Origin of the sequence: Salmonella sp. SJTUF15591 (assembly GCF_043356435.1) — a bacterium.
GTDB lineage: Bacteria > Pseudomonadota > Gammaproteobacteria > Enterobacterales > Enterobacteriaceae > Salmonella > Salmonella enterica.
This window is the reverse complement of the sequence record NZ_JBEUJO010000005.1, coordinates 88,241-105,767: the sequence shown is the minus strand read 5'-3', so window position 1 is coordinate 105,767 and position 17,527 is coordinate 88,241. Positions and strand designations below refer to the sequence as shown.

The 17,527-nt window shown below is 55.9% G+C and carries 12 protein-coding genes; 3 read left to right on the top strand and 9 right to left on the bottom strand.

Going from position 1 to position 17,527, the window contains the following annotated elements; all coding sequences use genetic code 11:
• Positions 1 to 171 precede the first annotated feature (171 nt).
• The 8 genes from ABVM99_RS13155 to ABVM99_RS13120 form a co-directional block, all read right to left on the bottom strand.
• On the bottom strand, positions 172 to 1,338 hold the full coding sequence (locus tag ABVM99_RS13155; RefSeq protein WP_000003206.1) for a bifunctional tRNA (adenosine(37)-C2)-methyltransferase TrmG/ribosomal RNA large subunit methyltransferase RlmN: 1,167 nt from the start codon (positions 1,336 to 1,338) through the stop codon (positions 172 to 174).
• Positions 1,339 to 1,544: 206 nt separating this feature from the next.
• A complete protein-coding gene (gene ndk, locus ABVM99_RS13150; protein WP_000963846.1) occupies positions 1,545 to 1,976 on the bottom strand; it encodes a nucleoside-diphosphate kinase in 432 nt (143 codons plus the stop codon).
• Positions 1,977 to 2,096: 120 nt separating this feature from the next.
• On the bottom strand, positions 2,097 to 2,960 hold the full coding sequence (locus ABVM99_RS13145; protein ID WP_023181203.1) for a 4Fe-4S binding protein: 864 nt from the start codon (positions 2,958 to 2,960) through the stop codon (positions 2,097 to 2,099).
• The gene (locus ABVM99_RS13140) at positions 2,960 to 3,769 is read right to left on the bottom strand and encodes a dimethyl sulfoxide reductase anchor subunit family protein (RefSeq protein ID WP_023195322.1); all 810 of its coding nucleotides are present in this window, start codon (positions 3,767 to 3,769) and stop codon (positions 2,960 to 2,962) included. The genes ABVM99_RS13145 and ABVM99_RS13140 overlap by 1 nt, the downstream gene beginning before the upstream one ends.
• Positions 3,762 to 4,391: a DMSO/selenate family reductase complex B subunit gene (locus ABVM99_RS13135; protein ID WP_000077437.1), complete on the bottom strand. Its 630-nt coding sequence runs from the start codon at positions 4,389 to 4,391 to the stop codon at positions 3,762 to 3,764. The genes ABVM99_RS13140 and ABVM99_RS13135 overlap by 8 nt, the downstream gene beginning before the upstream one ends.
• Complete coding sequence (locus tag ABVM99_RS13130) at positions 4,388 to 6,766, bottom strand: DMSO/selenate family reductase complex A subunit (protein WP_058799683.1); 2,379 nt, start codon at positions 6,764 to 6,766, stop codon at positions 4,388 to 4,390. Before ABVM99_RS13130 ends, ABVM99_RS13135 begins: the two co-directional genes overlap by 4 nt.
• A gap of 154 nt (positions 6,767 to 6,920) precedes the next feature.
• Complete coding sequence (pbpC, locus tag ABVM99_RS13125) at positions 6,921 to 9,236, bottom strand: peptidoglycan glycosyltransferase PbpC (RefSeq protein ID WP_052938317.1); 2,316 nt, start codon at positions 9,234 to 9,236, stop codon at positions 6,921 to 6,923.
• Positions 9,237 to 14,171 (bottom strand): alpha-2-macroglobulin, encoded by a 4,935-nt coding sequence (locus tag ABVM99_RS13120; protein ID WP_023195383.1) that lies wholly within the window; start codon positions 14,169 to 14,171, stop codon positions 9,237 to 9,239. It abuts the gene before it with no gap.
• Between the two features lie 208 nt (positions 14,172 to 14,379).
• On the opposite strand from ABVM99_RS13120, the gene sseA reads away from it, so the two are divergent.
• The 3 genes from sseA to timP all read left to right on the top strand — a co-directional run bounded on the left by sseA (position 14,380) and on the right by timP (position 16,668).
• On the top strand, positions 14,380 to 15,222 hold the full coding sequence (sseA, locus tag ABVM99_RS13115; RefSeq protein WP_000205246.1) for a 3-mercaptopyruvate sulfurtransferase: 843 nt from the start codon (positions 14,380 to 14,382) through the stop codon (positions 15,220 to 15,222).
• Between the two features lie 245 nt (positions 15,223 to 15,467).
• On the top strand, positions 15,468 to 16,136 hold the full coding sequence (locus tag ABVM99_RS13110) for a DUF5066 family protein (protein ID WP_023195384.1): 669 nt from the start codon (positions 15,468 to 15,470) through the stop codon (positions 16,134 to 16,136).
• Positions 16,137 to 16,551: 415 nt separating this feature from the next.
• On the top strand, positions 16,552 to 16,668 hold the full coding sequence (gene timP / locus ABVM99_RS13105) for a small toxic inner membrane protein TimP (RefSeq protein WP_242618368.1): 117 nt from the start codon (positions 16,552 to 16,554) through the stop codon (positions 16,666 to 16,668).
• 36 nt (positions 16,669 to 16,704) lie between these two features.
• Here timP and sseB read toward each other — a convergent pair whose 3' ends face one another.
• Positions 16,705 to 17,481, bottom strand: coding sequence for an enhanced serine sensitivity protein SseB (gene sseB / locus ABVM99_RS13100; protein WP_001662818.1), 777 nt, complete (start codon positions 17,479 to 17,481; stop codon positions 16,705 to 16,707).
• Positions 17,482 to 17,527 lie beyond the last annotated feature (46 nt).

Sequence of the window (17,527 nt, the reverse complement as noted above, 5' to 3'; positions counted from 1 at the left end):
GCAGATGACAAAACCGCTAAGACACAAGGCTAAACTCTTGTTGCACCATTACATACTGCCTTAAAGTCGACAAAAACGCACCGTTATTATTGACCAGACAAGTACAACGCCAGACATTATTCAACTGACATTGCGCCACGGTATAATGAATGCCCCGTGGCGCAACTGCTATCAAATAGCCTTGATGTCAATCACCTCTCCCTGCATACGCTTACGCAGAGTACGTTTAGTACGGTCAATCACATCGCCAGCCAACTGTCCGCATGCCGCATCAATGTCATCGCCACGCGTCTTGCGTACGATGGTCGTGAAACCATAACTCATCAAAACTTTAGAAAAGCGATCGATACGGCTGTTAGAGCTGCGGCCATACGGCGCGCCAGGGAACGGGTTCCACGGAATCAGATTAATCTTACAAGGCGTCTCTTTTAATAGCTCCGCCAGTTGATGCGCGTGTTCAGTGCCGTCGTTGACGTGGTCAAGCATCACGTATTCAATCGTCACGCGCCCCTGATTGGCGTTGGATTTCTCCAGATAGCGGCGAACCGCGCCCAGGAACGTTTCGATATTGTATTTTTTGTTGATCGGGACGATTTCGTCGCGAATAGTGTCATTCGGCGCATGTAAGGAGATAGCCAGCGCGACATCTATCATATCGCCCAGTTTATCCAGCGCAGGCACCACGCCGGACGTTGAGAGCGTGACACGACGTTTGGACAGGCCGAAACCAAAGTCATCGAGCATAATTTCCATCGCCGGTACGACATTGGTCAGGTTAAGCAATGGCTCGCCCATCCCCATCATGACCACGTTGGTGATCGGACGCTGGCCGGTGACTTTGGCCGCGCCGACGATTTTCGCCGCACGCCAGACCTGACCGATAATTTCCGATACGCGCAGGTTGCGGTTAAAGCCCTGCTGCGCAGTTGAACAAAACTTGCACTCCAGCGCGCATCCTACCTGTGAAGAGACACACAGCGTAGCGCGGTCGTCTTCCGGGATATAGACCGTTTCAACGCGCTGATCGCCGACAGCAATCGCCCACTTGATGGTGCCGTCTGAGGAACGCTGCTCTTCAACGACCTCCGGCGCGCGGATTTCCGCGACCTCTTTTAATTTGCCGCGCAACACTTTGTTGATGTCGGTCATCTCATCAAAATTATCGCAGCAATAGTGATACATCCATTTCATCACCTGATCGGCGCGGAAAGGCTTTTCACCTAAGTTTTTAAAAAACTCGCGCATCTGCTGACGGTTGAGATCCAGCAGGTTGATTTTTGTTTCGTTGTTAAGAACTACCGGGGTACTGCTTTCAGGTGTGACAATTTGTTCAGACATATGCTATTCCGGCCTCGTTATTACACGTTATGGCCCCTGGAGGGTTGAAAAAAGAAACGCCCCGGTAAGCTTACTGCTCGTCCAGGGGCGCTGCATTGTACAAATTCTGGCGTAAGGATGCCACGTCTGCACGCGGCATTAGCAAAAATAATATTTGAACCGATAATTTATCGCCAACGCATTTACAGCGTGAAAGACGAAGGAGATTAACGGGTGCGCGGGCACACTTCGCCTTCACCGAAGAAAAAGGCGATTTCGCGCTGCGCGGATTCCAGCGAATCCGAACCGTGGGTGCCGTTTTCAGTTAAGCTATCAGCGTAGTCGGCGCGCAGCGTACCCGCCAACGCGTTCGCCGGATTGGTGGCGCCAAGCAGATCGCGGTGACGCTGTACCGCATTTTCACTTTCCAGCACGGATACCACGATAGGGCCAGAGGTCATGAACTCCACCAGACCGTCAAAGAACGGCTTGCCGTCGTGCTCAGCATAGAAGCCGCGCGCCTGCTCAACGGTCAGGTGCAGCATTTTAGTGCCAACAATTTTGAACCCTGCAGCTTCAAAGCGCGCAAAGATGCTGCCAATAACGTTTTTTGCCACCGCGTTGGGTTTAATGATGGAAAAAGTCCGTTCAATAGCCATGTTTACCTCTGAAATATGTTCTGTTGTTATGTCAGGCGCGGATTATAAAGAGCATCCCATCAATTGCCTATGGATGCAGGTAACATTTTTTTAAAATAAAATGAGCATTAGCAACAAAAGTTAAAGGCGCACAGCAAACTCAGGGGACTGACACAGCACGCAGTGCGTGTGTTCAGGCGTGAGAGCATGGAAAGTACGTTTGCAGCTTTCGCAGGTGAGCGTATACGCCGCACTATGCCGCGTTGAGGTGGGTTCCACGTCAAACCGCAGCCGCAGCGCCTGATGCGGACATACCGCCGCACAGCCGCCGCATCCCGTACAACGCGCCGCCACTATCGTCAGGGTATTGTCGTCAAACTGGATAACGTTTTCCGGGCAGCTTCGCCAGCAGGCACCGCACATCCTGCACTCTTGCGGACTGATTTCGGGTACGCATTCGCTGAACGCGGAAAACGCCTGTCTGAGACGCCGTTTCCCCGGCTCGACGGCGCACGGGGTAATGGCGTCGCGCGGAACATGAAACAGAGTGCGCCGCGAGGCGTTAATCTCCGCGCCGACAGCGTGTTTGAAAGACCAGCCCGGCTCGCCGTAGCGGCGCAGCGCTAAATTTAGCCCCGCCAGCGCCATCAGCCACTGCGCCGATCGCTCCACCGCAATATCAATAAAGCGAATACCGTACTGGCTGTGCCAGAGAAGCAGTTCATCGACCGTTGGCGCCTGTAGCGAAAACGGCCCCACCAACGTATCCCCCTGCACAAAGCGTTTAACCGGTTTGATACCGGTAATGGCGTCAACAGGACAGACAAACAGACAGTCGCCACAGGCTATGCAGCGTGTCGTATCTATGCTGACCTGCCCCTGCGCCAGCGAAAACGCCTGCGCCGGACAAACATCGGCGCAAGCGCGGCAGGAAGAAAAACGAAAGCGACGACGGACGCAAGCCTGCGTCACGTCTACCGCCGGATCGATCGTCAGGTTAACCATCAGCTAATACTAAAGAAGACGTAGCGCAGCATAATCTCGCCGATAAGCAGCAATACGCTGCCCGCCACCAGCGTCCCTCTGGCGTTTCGCAGACCGCCTGCGGCAAAGCAGAGCATTCCCGCCGCTGAGACACACCAGCCGAGAAGATAGACGTCGCGCAACTGCGCCAGCGCCTGTAGCGGATGATGCGGGAAAGTGACGACCGTCGTATCCACTGCATTAATATCCGCCAACCATAGCGGCTGCATGATCAGGCGAATCAGCACCATCAGTGCGACCACTACCACAGCGCAGCGCATTGCGGCGCCAGCGTTGCGCAGATAAGCCAGCGCAATGACTACCGAGCCGATAATGCCTGATGTGCCAAAAAACAGCGCCAGCGTGTTGCTATGCTGCCAGGTCGCCACCGAGGCATGGATATAAACCTGCGCCATACAGAATACATCCACCAGCCCGAACGCTGCCGCCAGCGCCAGCAGCGGCTGCCAGCCTGGCTTACGGAAAAACAGCAGCACAACCCCTAGCCCCAGCGCCGCCAGATAAAGGCTGGCAAAGACGATTTCGCGACTCAGCCACGAACTGGCGACATGACGTAACGCGTTTAGCGCATTCAGGGGATAGCCCATGTGCAGCGCGGAAGCAAGCAGCCCTACGCAAGCCAGTACAAACGCCCCCGCCATCGCGGGAAGCGCGCCGCGTGCAGGCACGCGTCCCTCTACGGCGTACTGGCGGCCCAACGCCAGCCACACTGTCACACCCACAGACCCTTGCAAACAGAGCGTAAAAATCAGCAGCGGTAACTCATGCATGGCGTTTACCCTCTTTTTCTGCGCCCTGATGCGCTTTGACAACCAGATTAGGCTTGGTTATGGATGAATCTGGCAGCCCGTTAACGTCGCATACGCTACCGTACTTCGCGCGCAGTTCATCAATCGGGCCAAACTTGATGGCCTCCAGCGGGCAGGTCGCGACACAGACGGGCTGTTCACCTTTCGCCAGTAAATCAACGCACATGTCGCACTTGGACATTTGGCCGGTCTGCTCGTTAAGCTGCGGCGCACCGTAAGGGCAGGACCAGGCGCAATAGCCACAGCCGACGCATTTGTCGGTATCAACGCGCACGATGCCGTCGCCCGGGCGTTTATGCATAGCGGTAGTCGGGCAATTTTTGGTGCAGACAGGGTCCGCACAGTGGTTGCAGGAAATGGAAAGCGTATAAGCAAATACGTTATTGCTGACCCCGCCCTGCCCGGTCGGGATGAAACTTCCGCCCTTGACTTCATAGACGCGGCGGAAACGACGGCCTACTTCCAGATTGTTTTTGTCTTTGCAGGCCACCTGGCAGGCTTTACAACCGGAGCAGCGTGAGGAGTCGATGAAAAACCCCAGTTGTTTATCGCTCACCGGCGGGTAATGTGTAAACTGACTCATGCTTTAGCCACCTCCACCAGCATGGTTTGATGTGAATTTCCCTTCGCCAGCGCGGTAATACGGGCCGAGCTGAGGACGTTCGCACAGCCGCCTTTATCAATACCGTTCTCATCCGGCTGCCACCAGGCGCCGGCCTGCATCGCGACAACGCCAGGAATAATGCGCGGCGTCACTTCCGCCGGGATTTCGCAAATCCCACGTGAGTTATGAATGTGCACCATGTCGCCATGCGTAATGCCGCGCTTTTGCGCATCCTGCGGGTTGATCCACAATGTCTGATGCTGCACTTCAATCAGCCACGGGTTAGCGTATTGCGTTGAGTTGGCGCGGTTTTTTCCTTTCCACGTAATTAACTGGAGCGGAAAATCTTTCGCCAGCGCATCCTCCGGGCCTTCATGCGCGGGAACGTAGTGCGATAACGCCGGGATTTCCGGATGCTGCATGTCGTAGAGGCGCTTCGAGAAGATCTCTATTTTCCCTGACGGCGTCGGGAACGGATGATTTTCCGGATCGCGAATATTGTCTTCAAAGGCGATAAATGGCGCGCTTTTGAACAGATGCTGACGGGTCTTTTGCAGCGTGGCGAAATCCGGCAGATTTTCGTCCGGCATCGCCAGGCGCGTCTGTTCCCAGATGTGTTCAATCCACGCTTTCTCATCGCGCCCCTGGCTAAATTCATTCTCAATGCCTAATTTCGCCGCCACCTCACGTAGCCAGTCGTAGTCGGAGCGCCGCTCAAATTCAGGCTCGATCAGTTTTTCAGAGAGTATCAGGTAGCTTGCCGTACCCCAGGTTTCACCGATGTTCCAGCGTTCCATAAAGCTGGTTTCCGGCAGCAGTAGATCAGCGTATTTCGCGCTCGGCGTCATAAACAGATCGCTGGCGACAATAAACTGGATCTTTGATTCATCCTCCAGTACGCGTACCGCCTGGTGCAGATCGGGGTTCTGATTCGCCAGATAGTTCCCGGCCAGCGAGAACAGAATACGGATGTTACTGTCCAGCTTATCGGCATCTTTCAGCCCCATATCCGGCGTCACTTTGCTGGCGTCGTCTGCGGCCTGCACCCAGTTCATCACCGAAATTTTGGCTTTTACCGGGTTATCCGGCATCTCCGGACCCGCGGCGAATTTACGGTTAGCGCAGCCGCCGTAACCCGCAGCCCAACCGCCTTTGATGCCGACATTACCGGTAATGGTCGCCAGTAGGGTCGAGCCGCGCGCGGTGCGCTCGCCGCAGTTGTGGCGCTGTGGTCCCCCCCCCTGAATCAACGCGGCGGGTTTGGTATTCGCGTAATCACGCGCTAACTGGCGAATGGTTTGCGCCGGCACATGGGTGATCTTTTCCGCCCACTCGGGGGACTTAACGACACTGTCTTTGGCGCCGGTCAGATACGCCACCAGCGATTCGTTAGCCGGTACGCCTTCCGGCATTGAGTCTTCATCAAAACCGATAGCGTAGCGCGCAATAAATGCGCGATCGTGCAGATTCTCGCTGATGATGACGTACATCATCGCGTCCATCAGCGCATTGTCGGTGGTGGGCAGTAGCGGGATCCACTGATCCGCCAGCGACGAAACGGTGTCGGAATAGCGCGGATCGACCACGATAAACCGCGTACCGTTCTGCTTCATCTTCTGCAGGAAATAGTTGGTATGACCAAAAATGGTCTCCGTCGGGTTATGGCCCCACAGAATCACCAGTTTGGTCTCCAAAAGCGTATCCAGCGAACTGCCGCTGGCGGCAATGCCGTAAGTATAAGGCGTCGCGGCCGCCGTGTTGCCCATACTCACAGAATGGTAGCTTTCGAGATAGCCGCCGGTCAGATTCAGCAGGCGACGCGCCATTTTATCGCCGGAAAAGGTGCCGCCGGAAACGGCGGTGCCAACATGAACATAGCGCGAAGCCGGGCCATATTTTTCAGTAATCGATTTTAAATTATCGGCGATTAAGGTTGTCGCTTCATCCCAGGAAATTCGCTCGAACTTTCCTTCACCGCGTTTTCCTACGCGCTTCATGGGATATTTAAGTCTGTCAGGATGATAAACAAATTTACGGTATGCGCGTCCACGAACACAGGCACGCATCACCGGCATTTGCGCATCCAGCGCATTATCCGGTCGCGTTGAAATTCGCGTCACGATACCGTCACTAACATGCGCCCGAATATCGCATTTGCCCCCGCAGTCAAAAGTGCTGCATGTCTGAACGACTTTTTCCGCAGGCCTGTTTTCAGTTGCCGTCACAGCGCGCGCCTGAGCGGTAGCTGGCGAGGAGACAAACGGTAACGCAATAAGCGCGGAGCTGGCCTGGATAAAGTGGCGGCGAGAAATAGCGGGCTGTTCGCCATTTCCCTGGCTTTTTATATTTTTCATGATCCGTCTCGTCAAATAAAAACCCATTCTCGCGTTTTTAAGTGTCAGATCTCTTGATATTTATCAAGCTCCCTCATTAAGGGTAATTCCGGAAAATTAATAATTCTCATTAACTTTAAATTAAATGAAATTCATAATTTATTCTGAAGAGTTGTTAACGTATTAATTCAAAATTAACCGCTGCAACCTGACCGGACTCATCCATTACGACAAGTTGATAACGTCCAGCGATATTGAGTAATAAAGAAAGGCGATTATTTTCGCCATTAACAGGTTCGCCATTTAAAAACCACCAGCGACGCCCTTTACCGCCGGTAGTCGAGACGGGCAGCGTAACGTTTTCCTGGCCTGGCAATTGCCTGATCACCGCGCCATCCCTCACTCCTGACAGCATTAACGGCGCGGCATCATTGCCCTGTAGCGGCGGACAGTGGTCGGACGCCGCGGGCAAGCGGGCGCTACGTCTTTCCGCAGGCGGCAGCCACGGCTCCAGCGGCCGCGGCCAGACGATAAACGTATGCGCACGCGCCTGCGGACAGTCGGCAGCGACACGCCGCCCCGTATCATCCAGCCAGACCGGGAAACGAATACCGTTGATGTCTTCCTGCTCAGGTAACAGCAGCGTGGGCGGCTGGCTGTCATCGAGCAGCCATGTCGCCAGGCGGCGGCGACAGTTGCTGTCTCCGGCAGGCAGAGTCTGTCCGCCCGGCCAGCAAATGACGCCGCGGCTTACCGTCTGCGGACGCGGATCTTCCGGTAGGCGTCCCGTATGCGCCAGTAACAGATTATTGACCTGGTTAAGTAATGGCACCGCGCTGGCAAAACCAAATTGCCCCACCACAGGCGTGCCGTCGGGTCTGCCTGTCCAGATGCCGATGATATAGCGCGCGTTAACGCCAATAGCCCACGCATCGCGATAGCCGTAGCTGGTGCCGGTTTTCCACGCCAACGGCACAATGCGCGGCAGCGCGTTATCCGGCAAGGGTTGCGCTTCATCCGCCATAATCCGTCGAATGATCCACGCCGCTCCCGGCGACATTAATGGTCTTTCCGACAGCGGATCGTCCGGCTGTAACCGTAGTTTCGCCGCTTTCCCATGACGAGCGAACGCGCTGTATGCCGCCGCCATCTCGTCAAGCCGCGCGCCCGCGCCGCCCAGAATCAGCGAAAGATTGGGCGCCGCGCCAGCAGGCAAATATAGCGGCAGGCCGACGTTACGCAGTTTTGCCGCAAATCGTTTCGGCCCATAGGCTTCAAGTACCTGAACGGCAGGCAGATTCAGCGAGCGTACCAGCGCGTCGCTCATGCTGACCGGGCCGTGAAATCCGCTGTCGAAGTTTCCCGGGCGGTAATCTCCGGTGCGGCGCGGAACGTCCTGTAATAATGATGCGGGATGGATCAAGCCGTCATCCAGCGCCAGACCATACACAAAGGGTTTGAGTACCGATCCCGGCGATCGGATCGCCGTTACCATGTCGACATGACCAAAACGGCTGTCGTCATTAAGGTCTACCGATCCTACCCAGCCGCGCACGCTCATATCGGTATGATCGACAACGATCATCGCCAACGAACTGCGTGCAGGCAACCGCCCTTTCCATGCCCGCACCAGATCTTCCAGTTGCCGCTGCAACCCGGCGTCCAGCGTGGTCACAATTTTGTCGTTCTGGCTTTTACTCAACATCATTCGGGCAAAAAGCGGCGCCAGTTGCGGCATTTGACGCGGCGCCAGCCAGACCGGTTCTTCACGCGACTCGCGTACCGTTTCGGCAGGCCAGACGCCCTGCGTCGCCATCCGATCCAGCACTTTATTTCGTGCCGCTTCGGCTCTCGCAGGCCAGCGGTCGGGGCGTAACCGGCTCGGCGCCTGCGGCAATACGGCCAGCAGCGCCGCGTCAGCGTAGCTCAGGCGCGCGGGCGGCTTGCCGAAGTAGGCCCAGCTTGCAGCGCCAATACCCTGTAGCGTGCCGCCGAACGGCGCGCGGTTCAGGTACAGCGTCAGGATATCGCGCTTGGACAAATGCCATTCAAGCTGGAGGGCGCGCCAAAGCTGGCGGATTTTACCGCCGAACGTGCGCGAATGCGGGTCCAGCAGTCTCGCCACCTGCATAGTCAGCGTACTGCCGCCGGAAATAACGCGCCCGGCGGTAAGATCCTGCCATGCCGCGCGCGCGACGGAGAAAGGGTTAACGCCAGGGTGCCGCCAGAACCAGCGATCTTCGTAATTGATTAGGGCCTCCAGGTAGCGGGGAGAGACCTCTTCAATCGTCACCGGATAACGCCAGATCCCCCCGGCGTCGGCAAAGCGCCACAGCGGCGTACCGTCATGGGCTACCACGACCCGCGCAGGATGGACCTCATTGAGCGGCAGCGGCCAAAGTTTATCCGCCGCCCATAACGCCAGAAGAATAAAAAGCGGCGCGCCCGCCAGCCACAGCCAGCGGCCACGTTTACCACGCCAACCGTTCATTTAAGGCGTCACAATCAGCAGCCCCTCGCTCGCGCCGGTTGCCCGCCACTGAGGCGCGTACATCGATTCCACCTGCGGTTGCGCAAGCTGGTACGTCCCCGGCGTTACCGCGCGCGCCAGGTAGACCAGCGTCACGGGCTGGCCCTCATTGACAACGACGGCAGCCACAAACCGATCGTCGCGGAATTCCATATACTGAATATCCGCCTGCTGCATCTGATTAAGCAGATTTTGCACTTCGCTACCGCTCTCCGGCAGGCTGGCGCTGCTGTCAGCCAGATTCTGGTTTTCCAGCTCCAGCCCGGCCGGGAGCAGGTCCACCACCAGCGCATCCGGCACATTGCGATCGGCCACTACCGTTAACCAGACCAGCACCAGTTCGCCGCTACGCAACGAGGACAGCGATTTGCGCTGACCATCGGTCCCCAGTATTTGTCGTTCAATCTGCAAAACGTTGCTGGCAGGCTCAGGCGCAGATGAGGGATAGCCGCTGCTATCCAGACGCAGCCATAGCGGCTGGCTACCGGTGTTCGTCACCTCAAGGGCGGCCAGCTGGTCAGCATCCAGATTACGGGTCAGCGCCTTGTCGCCCGCCAGCGGCTGCGCCTCTAAAGAGGTCTGCGCCTGCCAGGCGCCCGCGCTGGCCTGTCGCGAATGCGCGGCGAGGAACAAGGCATTGTTCTCCTGGGTAGAGAGCCAGCGCTGACCGAAGGCCTGCTCAGAAAGCGAGCTTAATAGCGCGTTTTGCGCGTCCGGTCTGAGATTGTTCTCTTCCAGTAGCGACAACATCAGAGCGTTATCGCGCAGAGAACTGCCGTAATCCGCTATCCATTGCCGTTCGTCCTGACGCGGCGTATTCAGAGCCAGCGTAATGGCCTCTTCGCCGCGTCTGGCATCACCCATCGTGTTTAACGCGATGCCCAATTGCATCAGCGGCAGTCCTGAAGCCGCCTGACTACGGCGCTCCCAGATTTCGCGCAGCGCGCCGAGCGGCGCTTTCTGCTGACGCGCCAGTACCAGCGAGGCGTAAGCCTGAGCGGCAAAAGTACTGGCCTGGGTATTATCGCTATAACGAATCAGCATCGTGCCGGGATCCTGCAGATAGCGCAGCAGTCGCTCATTGCCCCGGTTAATGGCCTCCGGCGGGACGCTATATCCCTGCTCGCCCGCGCGAATGAGGAAATCCATCGCGTAGGCCGTTAGCCAGGGCTCTTCCGCCCCATTTTCATCCCATAGCGCAAAACCGCCGTTATCACGCTGCATCTGTAGTATCCGGGAGATGCCGATATCCACCGCGGCGCGCCGTTTTTCATCGCTATCGCCGCTAATACCGAGCGACTGCAATTGAGCGGCATTGGTATACAGCGCCGGGAATAACCCGCTAGTGGTTTGTTCCAGGCACCCGTACGGATATGCTTTCAGCTCGCGAATGTAGCGCGCCAGATTGAGCGGCGGTTTTCCGCTTAACAGCAGTTGTCCCTGTAACGTGGCTGGCGAGACGTTTGCCAGATGCTGCTCTGGTACATGCCAGCTCTCTCCCGGCGCCAGCGCAATGCCGCTATTTACCGTTTGGGCAGGCCAGGCCGGACGCACGCCGATTTGCCACTGCTTATGCTGCGCGCCGAGGGTTTCTCCCGGCAGATTCAGACCGCTAATGGTCGCCTGGATTTCGCCTTCGCCAAAACCTTCCAGCGCGCGTACCGGAACGAATAAGGTGGTGCGCACGCCCGGCGCCAGGTTGACCGGTTGCGGCTGCTGGCTAAGCAGTTCCAGTAACCCACTGGCGGCGAGCGCAATATTCAGCGTCTGCGGGCGGTCGGTCAGATTGGTGACGTCCAGCACCAGTCGCGAAACATCCCCTCCCGCCAGAAAACGCGGCATATTCAGCTCGGCAATCACTGGCGCGGCGACAACGACTTTGCTTTCGCCACGACCAAAATCGTCCGCTGTCCATGCCTGCGCCATAACCCGCAGTTCGCCGTTAAAGTCGCCAATCGGCAGCGTTACGACCCCTTCGCCCTGCTCATTGAGCGTGATCGGCTGCGCCTGCTGCGCGATGATATTGACATGGTTTACCGGCGGTTTTCCGCCGCGCTTAAGGTCGTCGCCATCGCCGCCAAAACGCAACGCCGCCAGCCGCCCCTGCCCTTCAATGACCTGGCCGTAAATATCGTAGATATCCGCACCGTAGCGTTTTTGACCGAAGAACGCCTGCCACGGGTCCGGCGTCGCGTAATCGGTGATATTCAATACACCGCTATCGACCGCGGAGACCAGCACGTTGATCTGTTTTGGTATTTCGCCGTGTTTAACGCTGGCTTTCACCCTGACGGTGAGCGGCTGATTCGGGCGCATTTTAGCCGGGCTTTCCAGCGCCAGATCGAGGCGGCGATTTTCATCCCCCAGCGGTAGGTGTAGTAACCCCACGGCGCGTTTTGGCGTCGCGGAACGAGATTTATCGCCGGGACGCACCACCAGCGTACTGAGATAGAGATCGTGGCGATTCCAGGTTTTATCCACCGGAATCGTGAGCTCCAGCCCCTGCGCCGGCACATCGATCGCCTGCCACCACAGCGGACCGTCGCTGGACTCCACCATCGCATAACCTTTACCGGCGACCGGCGCGGCGATATGCAATTTCATGGTGTCGCCTGGACGATAACTCGCTTTATCCAGTTTGAGGGTGACGCGATCCGGACGCGCCGCGCCGCTACCGTCGCTGTTATCCTGCCAGCTATAGCCGGCCCAGAAACGAACGCTGCTGACCGTCTCATTCGGCGCTTTGACCTCCAGACGGTACGCGCCCCATTCCACCGGGAAGCTGACTTTTCCGGTTTCATCCGCGTTCAGATTCAGCGTCTGCTCGCCCTCCACCAGATCTTTTTGATCAAACTGCGACTGCCAGCCTTCGCTTTCCGACCAGTTCCAGTAATAGTCGCGACGCTCGCGGATGAGCCGCACCTGTAAACCGGACACCGCTTTTTTCTCGCCCTGCGCGTTGGCGTAAACAATATCGAATGCGGCGTTGCTGTCTTCGTCGACAATCGGTTGATTAACGGTGGTATCCGTACGGTAGTCGTATACCGCTTTGGCGGCGAACTGTGGACGAATTCCCGGTAACGTATCGGCAGGCCAAATCGCCTGCTCTACGCGACGAGTGACCGGACGGCCGCCAGACTCCAGCAGGCTGGCCTGTAAAATCACCTGCAGCGGCGAATGCGCTTCTTGCCACTGGCTGGCAGCACTCACTTCACCACGTCCGCCTTTATCCAACGTCAGTTGAACTTCGTCCAGGCTGCGCGAAAGATTCTCTTCAGCAATATTGCCGAACTGGAAGCCAGGCAAGGCCGCGACAGCGTCGCGCAGCGGACGCAGGAAAAGTTGCCCTTGCAGGGTATTGCCGTTAGCAGGCGCGCCATACAAGTAATAGCCGACAACGGAGAATTTCACCTCATCCGCAGGCGCCAGAGGTGTTTTTTGCGCCGTCAGGTTGAGCGCCATCCGCTCCGGCATAAAGTCTTCCACGTGGAAATCCCAACTCCGCAGCAAATTATCGCCGGTGTTGGCGCGGACATGCCACAAGCCGGTCGGCGCGTTGATATCCAGCGGATAATTCAAACGGTATAGCCCGTTTTCCGGCTGGCTGACGATGGTACGCATCACCTGTCCGTCTGGTTTTACCACTTCCAGCTTAACGGGTTGATCGGGCAGCGTTTTACCGTCGCTATCGCGCAGTAATCCGTTGAGGATAACCGTTTCGCCCGGTCGGTAGAGATCGCGCGGGCCGAACATAAAGAACTGCTTGCTGTAGCCGGGCGCGCCAGCGACATTAAATTCCGACAGATCCAGAGCCGGAAGCGTGAGATCGAGCAGCGTGGTCTGCTCCTCTTTACGCGCCAGTAATAGCGCCGCCGTTTTATCAGCCTCCAGTTGCACATGTCCCTGCGCGTCGCTCGTCGCCTGCGCCAGCGTCTGACCTTTATCATTCAGAAGAACGATCTCAATTCCCGACTGCGCCGCGCCGTTTTCCAGGCTTTGCGTAAAGATATCCAGCCGATTATGGTAACGGTGCGCGGACACGCCGATATCGCTAAGGGTAAACAACGTAGCGGCATTACTATAGTTGTAGTGTCCAGCCTGATTCATTACCGCCACATATACGCCCGCCTGTTGCAGCGGCTTAATATCGCTTAATGGCAGCAGCAGTTTCTCACGCGTATTGCGCGCCGGATTAAGATCAAAACGACCGGTATAAACCAGATCCGCCATTTTCAGCAGATTGTCGGACTCCCAGTTAGAGAGAGAACTACGGTACTCCCACTGGCTGACAAATGACGCCAGCGATCCGGGCTTAACGCGGAAAAAGTTCACATCAACGTGGTTGACGTTAAGCGCCATGACCGGCAGTCCTTCCGCGATTTTCCCCGGTAGCAGCGATCCCCGACTGGCAAAGCCGACGCTGGGCTGGACATCACGCGTGGTAATCGTTTTTTCATAAGACTTGCCGAAGGTGGCGTTATTCAGCGCCTTAACGGCGGGATCAACCGTGACCACCAGCACGCGCTCAGGTTCCAGATGACGTAACCTTAGCTCTTTTAAATTTGGCGCCAGCTCCCATGCGCCGTCAACGCTGCCGCTTTTCTTATCAACCACGTGAACCACACGGGAGAAATCCTGTTCAGGATCTAAAGGAATTGAAAACGTCAGCACCAGCGTCGCCGCGCCGTCGAGCTGCGCTTCGGAGGCGTCTAATAGCGTGAGCGCTTTGCCCTGGCTTTGCTGCGCCAGCTTTTGTAGCTGTGCCGGGTCTTGCGCGGGCGAGGGCTGCGCTACGGCTGGCGCTTCGCTTTTAGTCGTCGGGGCGGTTTTATCGTTGTTATCGCATCCCGCCAGCGCCAGCATGATCATGCAGGCCACCACGCGTAAATGTTTCATCTTTCATCCCTGGCCTTAACGGCCTGTCAGCAACGGTTGATGAGATATTATGCGCGAGAAATTTTATTGTGTAAGTCCGTATTACTGTGATGATGCGAAAATTTTACGCAGAAATGTGGTTTCGCCAGCCAAAACAGCCTCTTCTACTTGTCCCTTTTCGGGAAACGTCCGACAATTTGACCATAATCAGGTAACAATGGAGATGCCCATGACCACCGCCTTTTTTGTCGCCGCCGACTGGCTTGCCGAACATATTGATGATCCGGAAATACAGATTCTTGACGCCCGTATGGCGCCGCCAGGACAGGAACATCGTGATATGGCGGGCGAATATCGCGCCGGACATATTCCCGGCGCGCTGTTTTTTGATATTGAAGCGCTTTCCGATCGCGCATCGCCGTTGCCGCATATGATGCCGCGCCCGGAAGCGTTTGCGGTGGCCATGCGTGAACTGGGTGTTCGTCAGGATAAACACCTGGTCATATACGATGAAGGCAATCTGTTCTCCGCTCCGCGGGCATGGTGGATGCTGCGCACGTTCGGTGCCGAGAAAGTGTCCATTCTGGCGGGCGGGCTGGCGGGCTGGCAGCGCGACGAATGGCTATTGCGCGAAGGCGAGGAAGCGCATGAAGGAGGCGAGTTTGAGGCGAAATTCATGCCGCAAGCCGTGGTGCGCCTCACCGACGTATTGCTGGCAAGCCATGAAAAAACCGCGCAAATCGTTGACGCGCGTCCGGCGGCGCGTTTTAACGCTCAGGCTGATGAACCGCGTCCGGGACTGAGGCGCGGACACATTCCTGGCGCGCTAAACGTCCCGTGGACGGAACTGGTGTATGAGGGCGAATTAAAGACCACTGACGAACTGAATGAGGTTTTTTTCAGCCACGGCGTGAGTTTCGACAGACCGATTATCGCCAGTTGCGGTTCCGGCGTGACGGCCGCGGTCGTGGTGCTGGCGCTCGCCACGCTGGATGTGCCTGACGTCACGCTTTACGACGGCGCGTGGAGCGAATGGGGCGCGCGTACCGATTTACCGGTTGAACCCGCTTAATATCCGCCATGCCGGATGGCGCTCACGCTTATCCGGCCTACCGTTCAGGCTGATGTAAAACGATTTACAGACATTGTTTTTATTCAGCTCTTTTCCACTGTCCTGCAAACGGGCATTATTTTCTCTTAATAAAATCCTATTTTTTATCGGTAAATACTTTACGCCGGGTATAAGGAGTATCATCACCGCTGTTTTGGTTTTCACCGGGAAATAACTCCTGTAAATATAATTTTTAAGGATGGAAAATGGATATTTCACGCGCTAATTTAATTGAGTTGGTTAAAAAGGTTAACCGTAATAAGGTACCTAATCCTATGCCTGCCGAGGAAATAAGTCGTCTGCGAGTGCGTAAGTATCGCGATCCGCAAAATACGGAAACCACTGAGTTGCCTGAAAGCCTGAAGGCGCTACTGGCCTACGACCGCGATCTACTTAGCAATTATAATATGCCTGTGATTGAAACATTACAAAGATCTATTGATAAAGAGGGAGTAATTCATTCTTACTCCCCTGATGAAGAGGCGTATTACGGCGCTGGCATGGATAGCTCAGGTATTGATATTGAAGATCTGATGCCTGTCTGGAGTAACGATCCCCGTCTTCCGGCATTAATTCGTATCGATCATGTCGGCGATCAGGCCATTTTTATCTATATCACAGAACGGGATGCCAACGGCGAATACCCTATTGCCCGCATGGAACGAAATGAATTCTGGCTGGCGGAGTCTTCCCTGGTGGAATATCTCTATAATATTATTTCGGGCGCTAAAGACATTGGCTTTACCGAAGAGGATTTACATCTTTCGCAATGGAAGGCACAGCAAAAAATGAATGAACAACGCGATGCCGCTTTACTTGACCTGGAGGATTATCATGAGGCGTTTTGGGCAAAACTGGACGCGCTCGTCGATTAATCGACATACTGTCGGGTGGCGCTCACGCTTATCCAGCCTACCGTTCAGGCTGATTTAAAACGAATCTACATAAATACTGTTTAAGTAGGCCACAAAAAAACCGCTCAGTTGAGCGGTTTTTTTGTGCTGGTCCGGTTCGCGGCCTTTCCAGCAGGCTTTGTTGCCATAGCAACGCAGGCACACCGTAGGGGATTAATACTCCCTTTTAAGGGAGCAAATGTCAATATGATTTACCGGGAAACTATTCAACATTTGAGGTATTATCTTTCCCGGCCCTTTCCGCCGTCTCGCAAACGGGCGCTGGCTTCAGGAGAGGATAACCCATGGCCGTAAGCGCAGGCACACCGTAGTGCCTGCTATCACGGCATTATCGCCAGCGGTGCTGCCGTGATGCGGTCTTCGCAAGGACCGCAACATGAAGGTACGATGCTTTTGTGTCGTGCTTCTTGTTTCTGGCACGTTGTGTCTTCACGCAGACAGAAGCCACCCAGGTAGCTCTGTTCCCGTAACGCTCAACGTCCAGAGCAGGTAAGCCAGGAGGCCGCCCTGTTGGGCGGCTTTCTTTTCTTCAGATGATGCGGTTCTGTTTAAAATCGCGCAGGAACCCGCCCCAGCGGCGCTCGTAGAACGGCGCGATATGCTCGGTGATAAAGTGGCTGATACCCTGCTCGCCCTTTCTCACCTGACAAATATCGATCGGTTCGTCCCCCGGTAACGTGTCGGTCGCCACATTGCCCGCTGCGTGAATGATCTCTTCAATCTCGCCGTCAGCCTCAATGCCAATCAGCAGATTGGGTTGGGCGTCCGCATGTTCTTTAATCGCGCAGAGAAACGCGCGTTTCACCGGTTTGATGGTTTTAAACAGCGTAGTGAGGGAATCAATCATCTGCGACGGCGGCTCGGCCACTTCGGATAAAATAAGCGACTCGCCGCCTTCCAGCACTTCCTGCGTACTTAATGGGCTGCTTTCCTCAGCGAGAAGCAGGCTGATTTCACGCGGCATAAACTCTTTGCCGGTCGGCAATTTAGCGTTGAGGAATAGCGTTTCGCCAAGCGTCATTTCAAACAGCGTGCGCGCCGGCATCACCACAAACGCCTGTTCGTCTTCCACGGCCTGCTGCAGCGCCTCCAGAGAAGTAAAGAAGGGAATGACGGTCGTGCCGTCTTCTTTTTCCCAGTGCTGCAAATCCAGAGCGCTGTCTTCCACTATCGCCTCGCCTTCGGCAGCGCTGCCCGGCACCCAGACGGTGGACTCCAGTAAGGTACGGAAAAATGCCGGACGATGCGCGGGCTCAGTCGCCGCTTTCTCCAGCAAGATTTCTAATTCATTTTTAGTTTCGGACATAGGAATCACAAATTATGTATATGGGTTGTAGGCCTGATAAGACGCA

Excerpts from the sequence above, each read along its gene's own strand:
- timP (WP_242618368.1), top strand. The coding sequence starts at position 16,552 with ATGAAGGTACGATGCTTTTGTGTCGTGCTTCTTGTTTCTGGCACGTTG.
- ABVM99_RS13155 (WP_000003206.1), bottom strand. The coding sequence starts at position 1,338 with ATGTCTGAACAAATTGTCACACCTGAAAGCAGTACCCCGGTAGTTCTT.
- ABVM99_RS13120 (WP_023195383.1), bottom strand. The coding sequence starts at position 14,171 with ATGAAACATTTACGCGTGGTGGCCTGCATGATCATGCTGGCGCTGGCG.
- sseB (WP_001662818.1), bottom strand. The coding sequence starts at position 17,481 with ATGTCCGAAACTAAAAATGAATTAGAAATCTTGCTGGAGAAAGCGGCG.
- pbpC (WP_052938317.1), bottom strand. The coding sequence starts at position 9,236 with ATGAACGGTTGGCGTGGTAAACGTGGCCGCTGGCTGTGGCTGGCGGGC.
- ABVM99_RS13140 (WP_023195322.1), bottom strand. The coding sequence starts at position 3,769 with ATGCATGAGTTACCGCTGCTGATTTTTACGCTCTGTTTGCAAGGGTCT.
- ndk (WP_000963846.1), bottom strand. The coding sequence starts at position 1,976 with ATGGCTATTGAACGGACTTTTTCCATCATTAAACCCAACGCGGTGGCA.
- ABVM99_RS13145 (WP_023181203.1), bottom strand. The coding sequence starts at position 2,960 with ATGGTTAACCTGACGATCGATCCGGCGGTAGACGTGACGCAGGCTTGC.
- sseA (WP_000205246.1), top strand. The coding sequence starts at position 14,380 with ATGACCACCGCCTTTTTTGTCGCCGCCGACTGGCTTGCCGAACATATT.
- ABVM99_RS13130 (WP_058799683.1), bottom strand. The coding sequence starts at position 6,766 with ATGAAAAATATAAAAAGCCAGGGAAATGGCGAACAGCCCGCTATTTCT.
- ABVM99_RS13135 (WP_000077437.1), bottom strand. The coding sequence starts at position 4,391 with ATGAGTCAGTTTACACATTACCCGCCGGTGAGCGATAAACAACTGGGG.
- ABVM99_RS13110 (WP_023195384.1), top strand. The coding sequence starts at position 15,468 with ATGGATATTTCACGCGCTAATTTAATTGAGTTGGTTAAAAAGGTTAAC.